This window comes from Kriegella aquimaris, from assembly GCF_900103215.1.
Classification (GTDB): domain Bacteria; phylum Bacteroidota; class Bacteroidia; order Flavobacteriales; family Flavobacteriaceae; genus Kriegella; species Kriegella aquimaris.
Window position 1 is genome coordinate 39,721 of the sequence record NZ_FNGV01000008.1, and the last position, 18,241, is coordinate 57,961.

The 18,241-nt window shown below is 43.6% G+C and carries 14 protein-coding genes; 10 read left to right on the forward strand and 4 right to left on the reverse strand.

The window, feature by feature from the left end:
* Positions 1-8: 8 nt before the first annotated feature.
* On the forward strand, positions 9-950 hold the full coding sequence (locus BLS33_RS15370; RefSeq protein ID WP_089891279.1) for an alkaline phosphatase family protein: 942 nt from the start codon (positions 9-11) through the stop codon (positions 948-950).
* Positions 951-1,008: 58 nt separating this feature from the next.
* Here the strand turns inward: BLS33_RS15370 and BLS33_RS15375 are convergent, their stop codons facing one another.
* On the reverse strand, positions 1,009-1,857 hold the full coding sequence (locus BLS33_RS15375) for an AraC family transcriptional regulator (RefSeq protein ID WP_089891284.1): 849 nt from the start codon (positions 1,855-1,857) through the stop codon (positions 1,009-1,011).
* A gap of 214 nt (positions 1,858-2,071) precedes the next feature.
* Between BLS33_RS15375 and BLS33_RS15380 the strand changes: the two genes are divergently transcribed.
* The 3 genes from BLS33_RS15380 (at position 2,072) to BLS33_RS15390 (ending at position 5,389) form a co-directional block, all read left to right on the forward strand.
* The gene (locus tag BLS33_RS15380; RefSeq protein ID WP_089891287.1) at positions 2,072-3,001 is read left to right on the forward strand and encodes a dihydrodipicolinate synthase family protein; all 930 of its coding nucleotides are present in this window, start codon (positions 2,072-2,074) and stop codon (positions 2,999-3,001) included.
* A gap of 21 nt (positions 3,002-3,022) precedes the next feature.
* On the forward strand, positions 3,023-4,030 hold the full coding sequence (locus BLS33_RS15385; RefSeq protein ID WP_089891290.1) for a 4-hydroxyproline epimerase: 1,008 nt from the start codon (positions 3,023-3,025) through the stop codon (positions 4,028-4,030).
* Positions 4,031-4,138: 108 nt separating this feature from the next.
* Positions 4,139-5,389 (forward strand): NAD(P)/FAD-dependent oxidoreductase, encoded by a 1,251-nt coding sequence (locus tag BLS33_RS15390; protein WP_089891294.1) that lies wholly within the window; start codon positions 4,139-4,141, stop codon positions 5,387-5,389.
* 79 nt (positions 5,390-5,468) lie between these two features.
* On the opposite strand, the gene BLS33_RS15395 is transcribed toward BLS33_RS15390, so the two are convergent.
* The 3 genes from BLS33_RS15395 to BLS33_RS15405 are packed head-to-tail and all read right to left on the reverse strand — an operon-like array spanning position 5,469 to position 8,329.
* Positions 5,469-7,088, reverse strand: a complete 1,620-nt coding sequence (locus BLS33_RS15395) for a sulfatase family protein (RefSeq protein ID WP_089891297.1) — start codon at positions 7,086-7,088, stop codon at positions 5,469-5,471.
* 38 nt (positions 7,089-7,126) lie between these two features.
* On the reverse strand, positions 7,127-7,417 hold the full coding sequence (locus BLS33_RS15400; RefSeq protein WP_089891300.1) for a chaperone modulator CbpM: 291 nt from the start codon (positions 7,415-7,417) through the stop codon (positions 7,127-7,129).
* A gap of 6 nt (positions 7,418-7,423) precedes the next feature.
* On the reverse strand, positions 7,424-8,329 hold the full coding sequence (locus tag BLS33_RS15405; RefSeq protein ID WP_089891862.1) for a DnaJ C-terminal domain-containing protein: 906 nt from the start codon (positions 8,327-8,329) through the stop codon (positions 7,424-7,426).
* A 292-nt stretch (positions 8,330-8,621) separates the two neighbouring features.
* Between BLS33_RS15405 and BLS33_RS15410 the strand changes: the two genes are divergently transcribed.
* The 6 genes from BLS33_RS15410 (at position 8,622) to BLS33_RS15435 (ending at position 18,202) form a co-directional block, all read left to right on the forward strand.
* A complete protein-coding gene (locus BLS33_RS15410) occupies positions 8,622-11,612 on the forward strand; it encodes a PSD1 and planctomycete cytochrome C domain-containing protein (RefSeq protein WP_089891303.1) in 2,991 nt (996 codons plus the stop codon).
* Positions 11,612-13,063, forward strand: coding sequence for a DUF1501 domain-containing protein (locus BLS33_RS15415; protein ID WP_089891306.1), 1,452 nt, complete (start codon positions 11,612-11,614; stop codon positions 13,061-13,063). The genes BLS33_RS15410 and BLS33_RS15415 overlap by 1 nt, the downstream gene beginning before the upstream one ends.
* A 15-nt stretch (positions 13,064-13,078) precedes the next feature.
* A complete protein-coding gene (locus tag BLS33_RS15420; RefSeq protein ID WP_089891309.1) occupies positions 13,079-14,005 on the forward strand; it encodes a beta-propeller domain-containing protein in 927 nt (308 codons plus the stop codon).
* Between the two features lie 4 nt (positions 14,006-14,009).
* Positions 14,010-15,416, forward strand: a complete 1,407-nt coding sequence (locus BLS33_RS15425) for a c-type cytochrome domain-containing protein (RefSeq protein WP_089891314.1) — start codon at positions 14,010-14,012, stop codon at positions 15,414-15,416.
* Positions 15,417-15,517: 101 nt separating this feature from the next.
* Positions 15,518-16,246, forward strand: a complete 729-nt coding sequence (locus tag BLS33_RS15430) for a carbohydrate-binding family 9-like protein (RefSeq protein ID WP_089891317.1) — start codon at positions 15,518-15,520, stop codon at positions 16,244-16,246.
* Between the two features lie 228 nt (positions 16,247-16,474).
* Positions 16,475-18,202 (forward strand): PQQ-dependent sugar dehydrogenase, encoded by a 1,728-nt coding sequence (locus BLS33_RS15435; RefSeq protein ID WP_089891320.1) that lies wholly within the window; start codon positions 16,475-16,477, stop codon positions 18,200-18,202.
* The last annotated feature ends 39 nt before the right edge of the window (positions 18,203-18,241 follow it).

Sequence of the window (18,241 nt, forward strand, 5' to 3'; positions counted from 1 at the left end):
TAAATAGTATGATAAAGTGTATTCAAATCAGTCTTATAATGCTAATGGTGCAACTAACGGGTTGTCAAGACCAAACCAAATCAACTGACGGCTCCAGTGATTCCCATTTGGCCAAAAGGGTTATTGTGCTCGGTCTTGATGGGTTAAGTGTCGAAGGCTTCAAAACCGCAAAACATCCCAATCTCGATGCCTTGTTCGAAGACGGAACAATTTCATTCACTACCCGATCGGTAATGCCGTCGGTAACATTGCCAAACTGGACGAGCCACCTCACCGGGAGCGGCCCCGAAGAGCATGGCGTAGATAATAACAATTGGACCTTGGCAGACCATCAACTACCGCCGTTGGAAAAAGATTCCGATGGGTATTATCCTTCTATTTTTAAAGTGTTGAAAGATCAAATGCCCAATATAAAAACGGCGTACTATTACAATTGGGGCAATTTGATAAATCCTATCAATCAAAAATATCTCGATGAGGTGAATTTTCTGGAAGACGATGCATACGAGGAAAATTACAGCAAGGCAAAGTCCTTTGCCTTAAAACACAAAGACGACCCGACACTCATCTTTTTATATAGTGTACACGTAGATCATGCAGGCCACGGTCATGAATGGATGTCGCCCGAATATATTACGGCCATCGAAGAAGCCGATGTTAAAATCGGAACCCTAATCAGTGATTTAAAGAAAGACGAACTTTATGAGGATACCCACTTTTTACTTATTACAGATCATGGCGGAAAAGGTACCGGTCATGGCGGTATGAGCCCGGTCGAGATGACCGTGCCCTGGGGTATCAAGGGGCCAGGCATCAAAAAAGCGAAGATGTTAGATGACCATAATAGCAACAAGAATACGGCGTTGGTCCTTGCACGTTTATTTGGTCGTGACAGTCTTCCGAAGTCATGGACGGGCAAAGTACCTGAATCCATTTTTGAATTGAAGTAATCCATTTTTTTTGAGAAGTTACTGCCGTATTTAAACCTAAACCGGATGTATGGCAGTGCTATGTACGCGCCCTGCTATTTTTTACAAATTGGGATGGCGTTGTATTTTTCAATTTTTTAAACTTTCGGTTAAAATTGGAAAGCGAAGAAAACCCCGATGCCTCGGCAATCGTTGCAACTGTTAGGTCGCTGTCTTCGATCAACAGCTGACAGGCATGGGCGATACGTACCTCGATAAGAAATTCAAAAAAGGTTTTGTTGGTACGCTGTTTAAAAAAGCGGCAGAAGGCATTGGGAGTCATAAAGGCTAGTTTCGCTATTTTTTTCAAAGCGATTTCTTTATGAAAGTTTTTCATAGTGTAATCAAAGATGGCCCGTAACCGTTCCCCGTCATCATTGGTAATTTTCTTTTGATAGACAAAGCCGGCCAATGATTGTCTTTCCGCATGGCATAAGGTTCGCAAAAGATTTAGAAATTTTACAAATCTTGAGAATTTGTCCAAATGGGGAAACTGTATCATCAACTTTTCGATTTCCGGATCTCTTTTGGTGAGGCGAAACCCAACATCCGAGTGGTCGAAAAAACTTTTGATTGCTACGAGGTCGGGAAGGTTGAAAAACTCTTCCCCGAAAGAACGTTTTGAAAAGAAAAGGGATACCATATGCGATTTCTCATTTACAATACTCTGAAACACATGGGGCATATTGGAACCAATAACAAAAAAATCGCCCAGGCCATAGGAGTGAACGCTATCTCCCACCACCAGCTTTCCCCGCCCTTGAACGATATAGCTGATTTGAATTTCCTCATGCTGATGTAATTTTCCGTAAAACTCCATTTCTTGATCGATCTGAACAATCAGATTCTCTGAGGGCGATTTAGGAATTTGAAAAGGAAAAACTTTCATTTATGCGTGTATATATGCCTAAAATACTATTTTACCCAACTATATTTGGTAACATAGTACTGTTTTCAGGTAAAATATTATTAACAAAAATTCCATTACCTGTTTTATTTTTGTACTAAATCGTGGCGTAATCTAGTTTGCGCTAATAGCATGAATAGGAATGGGCTCATGAAAATCGGGCTTGTTAAAACATATAATTCAATAAAATAAGCTTATGAAAATCGAATGGAGGGGCGTTATGCCCGCAGTTACTACAAAATTTACGGCTGAAGACAAACTTGACATGAATATGTTCAAAGTGAATATTAAGGCCCAACTTGATGCAGGTGTACACGGTATTATTTTAGGGGGTACCTTGGGTGAAGCCAGTACGCTTACCGACGAGGAAAAGAAAACGCTCGTGGTTGAGACTGTTGACTTTGTTGAAGGTAAAGTGCCGGTAATCATCAATATTGCCGAGCAAACCACCAAAGGAGCCATCGCCGCGGCCCATCGTGCCGAAGAACAAGGTGCTAGTGGTTTAATGATGTTGCCGCCGATGCGTTACAAGGCAAACGAACATGAAACGGTGATTTATTTCAGTGAGGTGGCAAAAAATACCGATTTGCCGATAATGATTTACAATAACCCTATTGACTATGGTATCGAGGTTACCCTTGATATGTTAGAAGTACTCTTAAAACATGATAATATTGCAGCGGTCAAAGAGTCGACGCGTGATATATCGAATATTACCCGCATCAAGAATAGGTTTGGGGATCGCTTAAAAACCTTTACCGGGGTTGATACCTTAGGGATGGAAAGCCTTTTGATGGAAGCCGATGGTTGGGTAGCCGGACTCGTTTGTGCATTTCCTGCCGAGACCGTTGCTATTTACGAACTGGTCAAGGCCGGAAGAATTAAAGAGGCCCTTGCCATTTATCGCTGGTTCCTTCCCTTATTGGAACTTGACATCAGCCCGCAATTGGTTCAGAACATCAAGTTGGCCGAATTGGCAACAAAAATTGGTACAGAGCATGTGAGAGCGCCAAGATTACCTTTGATCGGCGACGAACGGGAGCGCGTGTTGAATATTATAGCGCACGGTTTGGCAACAAGACCAACATTGCCCGCGTATAAAGATTTATCTTTGACACAGGCGTAGAGATCCAATGATATGTAACTAATGGCGAAGCATACGTTTACTTGTATCGATGCCCATACAGCGGGTAACCCTGTGAGACTGGTAGCCCATGGCGGCCCTGAATTGATAGGCTGTAACATGAGCGAAAAGCGGCAGCATTTTTTGAGGGAGTATGACTGGATCCGAAAAGGACTCATGTTTGAACCCAGGGGCCACGATATGATGAGCGGTAGTATTTTATTTCCGCCCAGTGATCCCCTAAACGACTTGGGGATCCTTTTTATTGAAACAAGTGGTTGTCTTCCCATGTGTGGTCATGGCACCATCGGCAGTATTACGATTGCCTTGGAAGAGGGACTCTTAACGCCAAAAACTCCGGGTAAGGTGCGCATGGAAGCGACCGCCGGCCTTATTGAAATCGAATACCAAAAGACAGGGGATAAAGTCGACTGGGTACGATTGACCAATGTAAAATCGTATTTGGCCGCGTCTGAACTTATTGTAGAAAGCTCACAATTAGGTTCACTGGTTTTTGATGTGGCCTACGGCGGCAATTTCTATGCTATCGTAGATCCCCAACCAAATTTTCATGGCATACAAGACTTTTCGGCAGGGCAGTTGGTGCAGTTCAGTCAAGAATTACGAGAGAAAATAAACCTGAAATATCCCAATGCCTTTGTGCATCCGCTTGATGATACTATTCGAGATGTCAGCCATATGCTTTGGACAGGCGATACCATTTCTCCATTGGCCACAGGTCGCAACGCTGTTTTTTATGGGGATAAGGCGATAGATCGTTCCCCATGTGGTACGGGTACTTCGGCGCGTCTCGCCCAATGGTATGCCAAGGGCCTGCTTAAAAAAGGCGAAGATTTTGTACACGAAAGTTTTATCGGTTCGCAATTTATCGGTCGGGTCTTAAAAGAAGATACAATTGCCGGAATTTCTGCCATTGTACCCACCGTACAGGGTGCTGCACATGTGTTTGGGCACAATACGATTACCATTGACGATGAAGATCGGTATGCTCACGGGTTTCAGGTGATTTAGAGATATTTTTGCTGTACTACGGTTCATCCCGCACGTGCGGGATCAACGAAATAGCGCACAAAAAGGGCATAAAAAAAATAGTGACAGATTTCAAAATAATCTCTTAACATGGGGAAGAACGTTATTGTTGTAGGCGGTGGTATCGTAGGACTCTGTTCTGCGTATTATTTACTAAAAGAAGGGCATCAGGTTACCGTAATCGATAAATCGGACATTACGGCCGGAGCCTCTTTTGTCAATGCCGGCTATATTACCCCAAGCCATATTATTCCGTTGGCAGCCCCGGGTATGATTGTAAAGGGTATGAAATGGATGTTCAGCCCGACAAGTCCATTTTATATGAAACCCCGATGGGATGTAGATTTCTTTAAATGGGCATGGTACTTTCATAAATCTTCGACGCCCGCTAAAGTGGCGAAAGCAATCCCCGTAATTAAAGATATCAACCTGATGAGCCACCGGCTGTATACCGATATCTTACAATCGGGTGATCTCGGTGATTTTCAGTGGGAACGCAAAGGGTTATTGATGTTATATCAAACCGATGCGGAAGAACAGCACGAAATGCCCGTAGCCGAAAAGGCCAAAGCACTGGCGCTTGAGGTAGATTTTTTAGACCAAGACCAACTACGGACTATTGAACCCGATGTGGCCATAAAAGCCAAGGCGGCCATTCACTATAAATGCGATGGGCATACGACCCCAACGGAAGTCATGCCGCGATTAAAGCAGTATTTGACCGATGCAGGGGTTGATTTAAGAACAAATGAAGCGGTGCTTGACTTTACGATAAACCAAGGTACGGTAAAAGAAGTGATTACATCAAAGGGTACGTATGCCTGTGATGAAGTGGTGATTGCAACAGGTTCTTGGAGTGAGGGCCTCGCCAAAAAATTGAATATAAAACTTCCTATTCAAGCAGGTAAGGGCTACCGTATCGATGTCGCACGACCTACCGGTATTTCAATGCCGGCCATATTGATGGAAGCCAAAGTAGCGGTTACGCCAATGAACGGGTTTACCCGGTTTGCGGGCACGATGGAATTCTCAGGGATCAACGATACCATTCGGGCGGCACGGGTAACTGCCATTGCCAAAGCGGTTGCTGAGTTTTACCCTGATATTAAAATTACTGCGCGCGAAATGGCTGCCGCTAAAAGCGGACTGCGCCCGGTGAGCCCCGATGGCTTGCCGTATATTGGAAAATCAAAGAAATATACCAATCTGACCTTTGCTACGGGCCATGCCATGATGGGCTGGAGTTTAGGCCCCGCTACGGGGAAATTGGTGGCACAGCTTATCTCCGATAAAATACCCGTACTCGATCTAACGCCCTTTTCTCCGGACCGCAAGTTTTAGATGTTGCCCAATTGAAGCGGTTCATTTCTTCCTCACATTATTATATACAAACGTGGGGTACCTTTTTAAATCAAATAATTTACGGCTCTAAGCTATCCTGCACCCGTTTTACCTTTGAGAGGTCTTGAAAATCAGAATCGTTGATCCAGCCCCATTGCAGTTCTTCGCCTTTTCCATAACGTTCGTAAAAGTTTACTCCGCCCTTGTTCGCATATTTGTAGTTGTCGAATATAGCACCAGCGCCAGCCATACGGGGGTCTTCCTGTTCGCTTAAGGCATCGAATAATTGCTGGTGTAATTCGGCCAAAACAGTTTGGTGGTTTTCTTGTAACGCAAGGTTGTGCATACAATCGGGATCTCGTAAAATGTTATAAAGTTCTTGGCTTGGTCGTTTCCCAAAAGACCATTTCCAATAGTTAAAATCGTCATTTTCGGCATAGACGTTATGTAGTAATAAGGTTTTGGTCGGGCTGCCGTCTGTATTGGGGTAGCCTCGTTCCGGGTTTCCGACAGGCCATCGGTCGGTTTCAAAATTTTGTAAGTAGAGCATGCTGTCGCATACAATACCTCGAATGGGGTAGCCTTGATCATGGGGCCGCCCAACATCATGGCGTTCTTTGCCGATAAGTACGAAATCACGTTCGGGCTTAACGAAGCCCTCTTTTTCCGAATACAAAATATCGGTAAAGCTATGGCCGGTAATGGGCTGCATGTCATTTTTTGCTTCGGGTACGCCGGCGACTTCCAAAAAGGTTGGGGCAAAGTCGATAAAACTGATAAAGTCATCAATTTTTCTACCTGGCTTTTGAATACCATCGGCCCACATCATGGCAAGCGGTAAATGGTTCGAATATTCGTATTCCTGACCCTTTATTCTTGGAAAAGGCATTCCGTTATCGGAGGTAACGACAATGAGGGTATTGCTTAGTTCGCCGCGGTCTTCCAAATTTTGGAGCATTTTCCCCAATTGCTGGTCAAAATATTCGATTTCAAAGGCATAATCGAGCAAATCGGTCTTTACCGAATCGACGGCAGGCCAGAAATCATAAACGTCGGCATCGGAAATTTCACTGAGCGATTTCCCGCCCTTGGCAATACCCGATCCGTATTCATAGGCCCGATGCGGTTCAAGTCCGCCATACCAAAAGAAAAAGGGCTTATCTTCCTTTTGCTGTAGAAAGGCATCAAAATTGGCGGCATAATCGACGTTGCTGATTTTCGGTGTGGGCGGGGTGGTCTTTATTTGGCTAAAGGCTTTGATCAGCAGTTCTCTTTTGCTTCCATCTTTATGTTTGGCGATACCCGGGGCCCAACCTTTACCGGTGTAACCTACGGTATATCCATTTTCCGCTAAAGTCTCTGTAAATACCTTAAATTTTGTTGGAAAAACGGGCCAGTGGTTGGCGGCTTCTTCCAACTGCCATGAATTTCTACCGGTTAGAATATTGGAACGGGAGGGCGCACATTTCGCATTGGCGGTATAGGCCTTATTAAAAAGCAAACCGTTTGTTGCTACCCGGTCAAAATTTGGCGTATCGACCCATGAACAACCGTAGGCACTCATGTGCATATAGGTAGCATCGTCCATGATGGCAAATAAGACATTTGGTCTTTCGGCAATTTTTTCTTTTTCCGCTTCTTTACAGCCCAAAATGGTGAGCGCAAGGCAAAGAAAGGGCACTATTCGCAGTTTTATCATGGATTTTTAAATAGGTTGGTGGTCTTTTGGGCACAATACTACTCATACAAGCGCAAGCGATTTCTTAAACGGGTCATTTCTTGCTGCATATCCTCCATACGGTTTAAAAGCTGGGTAATCACCTCAATGCCTTCCAAATTGATATCCAAATCGTAATAGAGGCGTACGACTTTTTCGGCTTTGGGCAGCTCTTCCTCAGGAATATACTGAACGTTATCTTCCTCTACGATTTCGACCAGGCCGTACGATTTGAGCTCTACCACCAAGGTTTGCGAGATGTCATGACTTGTACAAAAATCGGTAACGCTAATAAGATTTCGAAGTATCATAAGCTGTTATTTTTTGATGGCCGCTAATTCTTTAAAAAGTTCTTTCTCCCGCGCACTAAGATTTGTCGGGGTCTTCAGGTCGTAGGTTATAAAAAGGTCTCCGAACTGTCCCTCTTTTCGGTATATCGGAAATCCCTTTCCTTTTAATTTGACCTTGGTACCGTTTTGCGTCTCGGGTTTAACCTTTAGCTTGACTTTGCCGTCGAAGGTATCCACGGTCATTTCGCCTCCCAACACTGCCGTATAAATATCGAGGTCGACGTTCTTGTATAGATTGCTTCCGTCTCTTTTAAAGGGCGTGTTATTTTCAATACTAAAGGTGATGTAAAGGTCTCCTTTGGGTCCGCCATTTCTACCGGGTCCACCGTGTCCTTTGATTTTAATGGTCTGTCCGTTCTCGATTCCTGCGGGAATGGTTATGCGAATATTCTTCCCGTTAACGGTAAGGGTCTGTTTATGGGTTGTATAGGCATCGCGAAGCTGTAGTCGAAGCTCGGCATTAAAATCTTGCCCTCGAAATTTCACTTGGCTACCACCTTGCGAAAATCCGCCGCCACCTCCTGCGCCACCGAACATCGATTCGAAGAAGTCGGAAAAGTCATGGCCCCCGAAATCGCCTGAATATTGCTGGCCTCCACCTGATCTCGGCCGTTGTTGCGACTGTCTGGCCTGTTCGAATGCTTCGGCATGCTCCCAATCTTTACCGTATTTGTCGTATTTTTTTCTTTTGTCGGGGTCTCCCAATACCTCATTGGCTTCATTTACCTCTTTGAACTTTTTTTCGGCCGTTGGGTCATTCGGGTTGACATCGGGGTGATATTTTCGGGCCATTTTGCGATAGGCCTTTTTTATGTCTTTCTCGGAAGCGTTCTTGGAAACTCCCAATACTTTATAGTAATCAATATATTCCACGCTCAAAATTCGATTTTTTCTTTTTTCGTTCGTATTCAATCATACGTTGTCCATTTCTTGGGCAAAGCACAAACATCAGTATAAAATTAGTGAATTTAAGTCGTAACGCAATTGTCATTTACCGATATTGACTTGCAGCGCTAAAAGCTCTCGATTGATTTATTTTAAACGCGTTGTAAACGGCACCTTTAAATTAACAATTAGTTAAAAATATATAACATGAGTTAAAGGTTTTGTTTTGGAATGTTCGCGTTTTAATATGTATATTTGAAACCATTCATAAGGCTAGAGCATGCTATTTTACGGCAAGAGAAGTTTTTTTAGAGGGTTGGTTTTCTTTTTCGTGGTACTACATATCTCGTGTGGTGATTCGAAGGAGTTTACAGAACCATTGCCGGAAACTGTTGATTTTAATTTTCATATCAAGCCTATTTTAGTTCAGAATTGCTATTTGTGCCACGGTCCCGATGTGAGTAGCCGCAAGGCTGATCTACGGTTGGATGTCTATGAGGGAGCAACCGCCGAGTTGGAAGAAGGCGGTCATGCGATCGTACCTGGCAAACCTTCAAAAAGCCTCCTGGTAGCGCGAATAAATAACGTGGAAGAGGATATGATAATGCCGCCACCCGACTCAAATCTCAAACTTACCGACCGGGAAAAAGCACTGTTGGAAAAATGGATCGATCAAGGGGCAGAGTGGAAAGAGCACTGGGCCTTTATAAAACCGACCACTGACCTGGCAACCAACGATAAGCTGGCCATCGACAATCTTATTAATGAACAATTGGCAAAAAAAGGACTGGAGAAATCGGCAGTAGCCGATAAAAACGTGTTGATACGAAGAGTAGCGTATCTGCTTACGGGTTTGCCGCCATCGCCAACCGATGTGGAATCTTTTATTACCGATAATAGTAAAGATGCCTATGAAAAAATGGTGGATCGCTATTTGAATTCCCCTGCCTATGGTGAACGGTGGGCAAGACATTGGATGGATCTGGTGCGCTATGCCGAGACCAAAGGACATGAATTTGACTACACCATTACCGGAGCATGGAAATATCGAGATTATTTAATTCGGGCGTTCAATGAAGATTTACCTTATGATCAACTGCTAAAAGAACATTTGGCGGGCGATCTTATGCAAAAAAAGCGTTACGATGCCGCTTCCGGAAACCCTGAATCACCTTTGGGTACTGCTTTTTATGCGATGGGCGAGGGAACACACAGTCCGGTTGATATACGTCAAGATGAGGCGGATCGCATTGACAATATGATCGATGTTACTTCCAAGACCTTTCAAGGCTTGACGGTTTCCTGCGCTAAATGCCATGACCATAAATTCGATCCTATTTCAGCAGCCGATTATTATGCTTTTTATGGTATCATGGAGAGTACACGGTTTTCACCGGTTCCCGCCGATTTATCCCGCGAAGATGAAAAAACGGTTAAAACGGTCAATGACCTAAAAACATACATGAGTCAATTGGTGGCCGATAAATGGTCAGAGGGTCTAAAGGCATCTGAAAAAGAAGCGTTGGCTCAAAACACTGCCGTAGCAGAAGAAAGCGCTACCGATTATCAGGTTCTAGGAGATTTTAGAAATGCCGATTTTGGCGGTTGGGTAAGTGACGGACTGGCTTTTGGGCAAGAAACTACCTTAGGAAATCCGTTAGTCGATAAAGCTACCGGAAGATTAATGGGGTTGGATGAGGGCCGTGCAAGCAGTAAAACGTTCGGGGCCGGAGTTTTTGGAGTGCTGCGCTCGCCTGATTTTGTATTGAATACTGACTTTATAGGAGTCAAGGCTCGTGGAAAAAATAGTCTTGTGCGTATCGTAATCGACAACTTTCAGTTGATTCAAAACCCGATTTATGGAAATATACAGCAAAAGGTCGGCGAATCGGAATGGAACAATTACAAACTTAAGGTTGGCCCTTGGAAAGGGCATAAGGCATACATTGAGATTTTGCCAGGTGAGTACAATAGGCATGATTACATCTTGCCCGAGGATGCTTATGTCGAAGCGGAATATGTTATCGCCTATGACTCGTTGTGGCCCAAAGAAATACGACATAAAATACCGAAAGGTACATTGACCGCGAATAGTAATAAACCCTTAGCTCTTTCGTCCAAACTTGTCAAGTCGTTGAACGGAAAACTTAAAAAAGGGCAATTGCCGGATCGGATTCCTGAATTGAAAACAGCTTTGGATAGCAGTCTAAATCTAGAAAAGTCACTGGTCAATACCTCTTTTTTCTATGGAGTGAACGATGGTTTTGCGATCAATAGCCCAATTTTTAACAGGGGAAGCTACCAAGAACCGTCCGAAGAAAAGATACCGCGCCGATTTCTGTCGGCCTTACCTTTGGGTGATGTTCCCTTTAAATCGAAAGGAAGCGGTCGCCTTGAATTGGCAGAGGCGATGTTGCATAAAGACAATCCGCTGACATCCCGTGTTATGGTCAACCGTATTTGGCACCATCTCTTTGGGAAGGGCATTGTTGAAACTGTTGATAATTTTGGATTGCAAGGAAAGCTTCCATCGCACCCTAAATTGTTGGATTATCTTGCCGTAAAATTTCAAGATGATGGCTGGTCGATTAAAAAAATGATTCGGCATATTGTTACCTCCGAAGTTTTTAAAAGAAGTGCGGTTAGAAGTGATGCACTGGCGGAGAAAGATCCCATCAACATCTATTTGGCTTCGTTTCCGGTTCGACGATTAGAATCAGAAGCTATTCGTGATGCGCTTTTGGTGGTTTCGGGGAGTATGGATTCTACCTTGTACGGCCCGCCGATCAAAACGCATTTGACCGAATTTATGCAAGGGCGGGGTAGACCAAACAAATCGGGACCTTTAGATGGTGCGGGACGCAGAAGTATCTATCAAGAAGTACGACGTAATTTTTTAGAGCCCATGATGGTTACCTTCGATCGTCCGATACCGTTCAGTACATTCGGAAAGCGTAATGTGACCAATGTGCCGTCACAATCGTTGATTATAATGAATGATCCCTTTGTGGTGCAACAGGCCGAGCGCATGGCAAAACAACTATTGGCACAAAAAGAGTTGACCTTTGATCAGAAAATAGAGTGGATTTATATGCGTACTTTTTCTCGTAAGCCGAGTGCTGAAGAATTGGCAAAAGCTGCAACTTTTATAGAGGTTTTACGCGGTATGGAAAATCAATCGGAAGAAGAAGGTCTTGATAAAGAAACTAATATTTGGAAAGACTATTGTCATAGCATTTTTAACCTAAAGGAATTTATATACCTCATATAATGAGCAAGTATCATAATTTTATGCAGCGGCCCCTTTCACGTCGTGAGATGTTGGGCATATGCAAAGGTGGTTTTGGAACCTTGGCTTTCGCAAGCTTGTTCGGAGGTTTGCCTTTGGTGGGTTGCGATAGGCCAAAAAAAGGTCTAGCGGCTAGTTCAGACCTGTATTTGGGTCCCCATTATTTGCCCAAAGCGAAAAATGTTATTTTCCTATATATGGATGGTGGGGTCTCGCAAGTAGATTCTTTCGACCCTAAGCCCCGTCTTGCCAAAGAGAATGGGGAAGATCCCCGAAAAAAATTCAAGGTTGATAATACCCAGTTTGACAACGTAGGTAAGATATTGAAAAGCCCTTGGGATTTTAAACAGTATGGCGAATGTGGTATGCCCGTGAGCGAGTTGTTCCCACACATTGCCACTTGTGTTGATGATTTAGCGCTCATACGATCGATGACTTCCAATTTTCCAGAACATACCAACGCCAATTATTTCTTGCATACCGGAAGCGGCATTCAAGGGCGCCCGAGTATGGGTTCTTGGATGACTTACGGACTGGGAAGTGAAAATAAGAACATACCGGGTTATGTGGTACTTGATGGTGGATTGATTCCCCCTGGAGGTTTAGATAATTTTAAGAATGGCTTTTTACCGGCTTCGTACCAAGCGTCGGTCTTAAGGGCGGGTGCCGAACCGGTGGCCAATATTAGACCACAGGAGTCCATTCAAAATTTACAGGAGCAAAAATTAGGGTTTATAAAGCAATTAGATCAAAATCTAATCGGAAAAATGGGCGAAGTTGATGCTGTGGAATCTGCCATATCAAACTATGAACTGGCGTATAAAATGCAGTCTTCCATTCCTGAATTGACCGAGTTTGGTGCTGAATCGGAAGCCACCAAGAAATTGTACGGCCTTGATTCCGATGATCCCCATACCAAAGGGTACGCATCACAATGTTTATTGGCCCGTAGATTGGTAGAGCGGGGTGTTCGCTTTATTGAACTGACATGCCCCAATGTAGGAGCCGATCGCTGGGACCAGCACAGTAATTTAAAACAAGGGCATGAACGCAATGCCCACGCCGTAGATCAGCCGATTGCAGGACTTTTAAAAGATTTAAAATCTAGAGGACTATTAGAGGAAACTTTGGTGGTCTGGACGGGTGAATTCGGCAGAACGCCTTTCGCACAGGGCTCTAATGGCCGTGATCATAACCCCTCGGCTTTTAGCATGTGGATGGCCGGGGCAGGGATAAAAGGCGGAACCATTTTCGGAAAAACCGATGATTATGGTTATCGCGTTATTGAAAATGAAGTTACCATTCACGACCTGCATGCCACTATCATGCACTTATTGGGACTAAATCACGAACAGCTCACCTTTCGCTTTGGTGGTCGCGATATGCGATTGACCGATGTGCATGGCCACGTAATCAAAGATATTTTAGCGTAATACAAAAGAGAATAAATGCAAATTAAAAGCTTGTTTAAAAAAGGAACGATATTAGTTTGGCTACTGCTTCCGATAGTAGTGATGGCCCAAGAACCATCAACTGCAACATCACATTCCTTTTTTATGGCCGGGCCTAAGTTTACGGGCATTATCGGTGAGAAGGGTCAAATAGTGTGGGACAGTCAAAAACCAGGTGCCAGAGATGGGTACGTGTTGAAAAATGGAAATATTCTGATTTGTTGGGGCGATGAAGTTCGCGAATACAATAAGAGAAAAGAAATTATTTTTTCCTATAAAAAAACGGAGAAATCAATGGAGTTGGGTACTGCGGTCCGTTTGTCGCATGGTCGTACCTTGATTACCGAATCGGGAAGCAGCCCACGAATTGTCGAAGTCGATAAAAAGGGCGATCTGGTGAAGAGTGTGCCTTTGCAACCTGAGACCGATAACATACACATGCAGACACGTATGGCTCGAAAACTTAAAAATGGGAACTATCTGGTTCCTCATTTGTTGGCCTTCGCCGTAAAGGAATACCAACCCGATGGCACAGTCGTCAATGTATTTAATACCGACAATATCAGTCCTGACGGACGCAAGGCCGAAACATGGCCCTTTACTGCCATCAGACTTAAAAACGGAAACACGGTAGTCACCCTTACTCATGGGAATACGGTAGTGGAATTAAATCCCAAAGGAGAGGTGGTTTGGAAGGTTACCAATGACGATTTGGAGGGTACGCCTTTGGCAGATCCGTGTGGTGCCCAAAGGTTGCCCAATGGCAATACCGTTATCGCCAGCTATGCGTCCAAAGGGCCAATTAAACTTTTAGAGGTCGATACCGATAAAAATGTGGTTTGGAACTACTCGGGACATAATGTGCATCATTTTCAGATTTTGACTACCAACGGCAAACCATTAAAAGGCGTTCCGCTTAAATAAAAGTATGCTGGGTATACTAAGTAGCATTGGGTTTTTGGACGACCCTGCCGATATTTTTATTTTTTTGGGAAGATTGCATCCATTGGTGGTCCATCTCCCCATCGGTTTTTTATTTTTGGCGGCATTGGCCCAACTGGCTTCTACAAAGCCTAAATTTCAGGCGATAACACCCTTTATTTCCTATGTATGGGCACTAGGGGCTTTAAGTGCATTTTTTGCCGTGGTTTTCGGTTATTTTCTTTCACTTTCCGGAGATTACGAGCCCGATACTCTATTTTGGCATAAGTGGATGGGAGTAGGGGTTCTTCTATTTTCTATAGCTTGTTATTACATAACCAAAAAGACAACAAAGCCTTTTCTTTATACCAAATGGTTTTTTACAGGCCTGGTTACGGTGTCGGTTTTTATTACGGGACATTTGGGGGGTAACTTAACCCATGGCTCGACCTATTTATTGGAGTATGCCCCAAATACGATTCGAGGATTAGCGGGTATGCCCCCAAAGGTGGAGCCTCGGAAAAAAGTGACCGAATTAGATTCGGCCGATGTCTTTTTAGATTTGATCTCCCCCATGCTCGATAGTAAATGCACAAGCTGTCATAACGCTGGGAAAAAGAAGGGCAAATTGAAACTAACGACCTACAATGAGATACTGAAAGGTGGTGAAGGAGGGGAAGTTGTAATTCCTGGAGATGCGCTGAACAGTGAGCTTTTTAAGCGGATTTCGCTGCCTGAAGACCATGATGATTTTATGCCCTCCGAAGGAAAAAGACCCTTAACCGATAATGAAGTGAAACTTATTGAATGGTGGATCAAGGTAGGGGCGCCACCCGATGGCTATTTTACACAATTGAATCCAGAGAAGGAGGTTATCGCTATGGCGGAAAACTTCTTTGGCCTGGATCGGGAAAATCAGTTATATGGCCGGACTGTCGTAGCACCGGATAAAGTGGTTGTCGACTCCCTTCGAAGTCGTGGTTTTGTTTTAAATCGATTGATGAAAGACAACTACTTTATGGGGGCCAACTTTAGTTTGAGCGAAAGAAAATTAGAGCTTTCCGATGTTGAACTATTGGTGCAATTAAAAGAGCAATTGATTTGGCTTGATATCAGCAATTCTAATGTGCAAGATGCACATCTTGAGAAAATTGGCCAGCTGGAAAATTTGGTACGATTGGATGTAAGTGGAAATGCCATCACCGATGCTGGCCTGAATCATTTGGTCGGACTTAAAAACTTGGAATCACTTAACTTATTCGATACCGACATTTCAGACGGGGCTTTGATTGCAATTCCTAAGTTGAAAGCACTTCAAAAAGTATATCTGTGGCAGACGAAAATCTCTCCAGAAGGTATTTCGAAATTAAGAAAGGAACATTCAGATTTGAAAATAGTTTCGGAAAGGGAATAGTTCGTAGCTATGCGTTTTTTAAACGATATTGAAAATCAATTGATCAAGGAATGGTTACACTTGGTAATAACTGATTTTTTTGTACTTTCATCAGCAGCGAAATGAATTCAAAACCGTTCATACTACTATATTATGTTTGGGCCATGGGCATTGCCTGTGGTTTCACGGGCCAAGACGACAGAACCTTGAAAGTAAAGGAAATTGAACATAGCGGCGATGCCAGTTTACAAGAAGTTTCTGATTTGCTTGAAAGCCAAACGGAACTCCATGACATTGATTTGATCAATTGGGATGCATTCTCCTATCGTCCAAAGGCACAGTTCAGAATTGCACATAGCAATAACCAAATTTGGCTTAAATATTATATTGAAGAGAAGAGTATTTTAGCGGAAGTCGTTGATGTCAATGGTGCGGTGTCGAACGACAGTTGCGTTGAATTCTTCTTTGACCCCCAAGCCGATGGCAATTACTATAATTTTGAATTCAATTGTATCGGAACACCTCTTTTGGCTTATGGTCCGGGAAGAAGTGACCGACACTTTGTTGATGAAAAGTCGATACAAGAACAAATTCAGGTAAAATCGACTTTGGGAACGACTTCTTTTAAAGAACAAACTGGAGAACATACTTGGGAAATGACGCTGGTTATTCCTGCGGAAAGCCTGTTGCATGACGAAGGACTACAATTAAAAGGACTTCATGCCAAAGCCAATTTCTATAAGTGTGGTAATAAAACTGCAGAGGCCCACTACCTCAGTTGGAATCCGGTTAAGGCGGAACGTCCTGATTTTCATCGCCCTGAATATTTCGGTACTGTCATTTTCGAATAATCTTTGACTATCATCTATTTTTTGGAAAACATTGGAGAAAGTAGTGTGTTCGAACACATTTTTTGGCGCGTTCCTTGTTTATATTGAGAAAGTAGATTATCTTAACCATTGTATCCTAGTTCCCTCTAGATATAGTATTAAGCAGGCTTGAGCAACTTCTGCTCAGAAGATGTGTGAAGCGCGGCTTGATAAGTTGCCGTATATTTAATTTGTAAGATTGGTATTTAAATGAAGTTCGCCCAATTTACCAAAGTCTGGTTAATCTGTCTTTTTATAATTCTCGGATTGTCCCGATGTGCCGAGCAACCTTCAAATGGTGGTCTATTACTGCCCAATGGTTTTCAGTCCGTGGTTATGGTAGACAGTGTTCCTGAGAGAGTTCGGCATATGGCCGTTTCCGATGAAGGTGTGCTATACGGAAATCTTAGAAATTCAGATGAAAAAGCGGGCATCATTGCAATTGCAGATACTGACGATGATGGTGAAGCTGATATTATAGAAAAATTCGGAGGGTATAGGTCCCGTCAAAGTTGGAGCTATTCAACCGCCATGCGAATTTATAACGGGTATATTTACTTTAGTTCTGAATTGGTGGTGTATCGTTATAAACTGACTCCTGGAACCATGGTACCGGAAGGTGAAGTGGAAATCGTGGTTACCGATGACCACGAACACGGTAAACACGAACATATTGGTAAGCCCATTGCTTTCGATAATGAGGGTCATTTATATGTTCCCTTTGGCGCACCTTCAAATGCATGCCAAGAACCTAAAAGAACTCCAGGGGCCCAGGGTCTAGACCCTTGTCCCCAACTCGAGCATCATGGCGGCGTTTGGCGTTTCGATGCGAATAAATTGGGTCAGACTCAAGAAGACGGCTATAAATACGCATCAGGTATTAGAAGTGTGGTAGCGATGGACTGGAATTCTGTAGATGAAAATCTGTACATTGTAATGCACGGTAGAGATGATTTATTACGCCTGTTCCCCGATAAATATTCTCCTTGGGAAAGCGCCTTGTTGCCATCGGAAGAATTTATTAGAGTAACGGAAGGGTCGAATTTTGGTTGGCCTTATTGCTATTACGATCAAATGCAGGGTAAAAAAGTGTTGGGTCCCGAATATGGAGGAGATGGCAAAATCATAGGTAGATGTGATGAGTTTGATGACCCTATCATTGGGTTTCCTGGCCATTGGGCGCCTAATGATCTTGTCTTTTATAAGGGAGGCCAGTTTCCGGAGCGTTACAAAAATGGAGCCTTTATTGCCTTTCATGGGTCTACGAATCGCGCACCCTACCCGCAATCTGGTTATTTTGTTGCTTTCGTACCCTTTAAAGACGGGGCACCCAGTGGCGATTGGGAAGTTTTTGCCGATGGCTTTGCTGGGATCGACCCTATAGAGAGTGTAAAAGACGCCCATTTTCGACCTATGGGAATCGCTTTTGACAAAGACGGGGCAATGTATCTTTCTGATTCAGTAAAGGGAAGAATCTGGAAAATTACATTTTATGGGGATAAGGGCGCCTTCGGAGAGGCGGACCTAGCCGATATGGAGAAAAGAAAATTAGCGACCCACATTCGCACCCCGGATCAGGTCAATGATAATCTGGGTAGAAACGCTTCTTCCCCAGGGGAGAGCACCTATTATACATATTGCAGCACTTGCCATCAGAAAGATGGAAGAGGAGCGCCTGGACGATTTCCGCCACTTGCAAATACCGATTGGGTCGCTGGGGATAAAGAGCGATTGGTTAAAATAATACTGAAAGGTATGGAAGGAAGTATTGAAATCAAAGGTGAAGCTTATAATGGGGTAATGCCACAACACAGCTTTTTGAGCAATGAAGAAATAAGTGGTGTGCTCACTTATATTCGCTCGAATTTTGGAAATGATGCGAGCGCTGTCGGAACAGATGAAGTCAAAAAAATTAGAAATTCCATGGATAAAATCTAAATGGACTCCAAAACGCGACGATTAAGTTGGAACCTTTTA

Coding starts and splice junctions, on each gene's coding strand:
- BLS33_RS15375 (WP_089891284.1), bottom strand. CDS start 1,857: ATGAAAGTTTTTCCTTTTCAAATTCCTAAATCGCCCTCAGAGAATCTG.
- BLS33_RS15415 (WP_089891306.1), top strand. CDS start 11,612: ATGAGCAAGTATCATAATTTTATGCAGCGGCCCCTTTCACGTCGTGAG.
- BLS33_RS15430 (WP_089891317.1), top strand. CDS start 15,518: ATGAATTCAAAACCGTTCATACTACTATATTATGTTTGGGCCATGGGC.
- BLS33_RS15425 (WP_089891314.1), top strand. CDS start 14,010: ATGCTGGGTATACTAAGTAGCATTGGGTTTTTGGACGACCCTGCCGAT.
- BLS33_RS15370 (WP_089891279.1), top strand. CDS start 9: ATGATAAAGTGTATTCAAATCAGTCTTATAATGCTAATGGTGCAACTA.
- BLS33_RS15390 (WP_089891294.1), top strand. CDS start 4,139: ATGGGGAAGAACGTTATTGTTGTAGGCGGTGGTATCGTAGGACTCTGT.
- BLS33_RS15385 (WP_089891290.1), top strand. CDS start 3,023: ATGGCGAAGCATACGTTTACTTGTATCGATGCCCATACAGCGGGTAAC.
- BLS33_RS15380 (WP_089891287.1), top strand. CDS start 2,072: ATGAAAATCGAATGGAGGGGCGTTATGCCCGCAGTTACTACAAAATTT.
- BLS33_RS15410 (WP_089891303.1), top strand. CDS start 8,622: ATGCTATTTTACGGCAAGAGAAGTTTTTTTAGAGGGTTGGTTTTCTTT.
- BLS33_RS15395 (WP_089891297.1), bottom strand. CDS start 7,088: ATGATAAAACTGCGAATAGTGCCCTTTCTTTGCCTTGCGCTCACCATT.
- BLS33_RS15420 (WP_089891309.1), top strand. CDS start 13,079: ATGCAAATTAAAAGCTTGTTTAAAAAAGGAACGATATTAGTTTGGCTA.
- BLS33_RS15435 (WP_089891320.1), top strand. CDS start 16,475: ATGAAGTTCGCCCAATTTACCAAAGTCTGGTTAATCTGTCTTTTTATA.
- BLS33_RS15400 (WP_089891300.1), bottom strand. CDS start 7,417: ATGATACTTCGAAATCTTATTAGCGTTACCGATTTTTGTACAAGTCAT.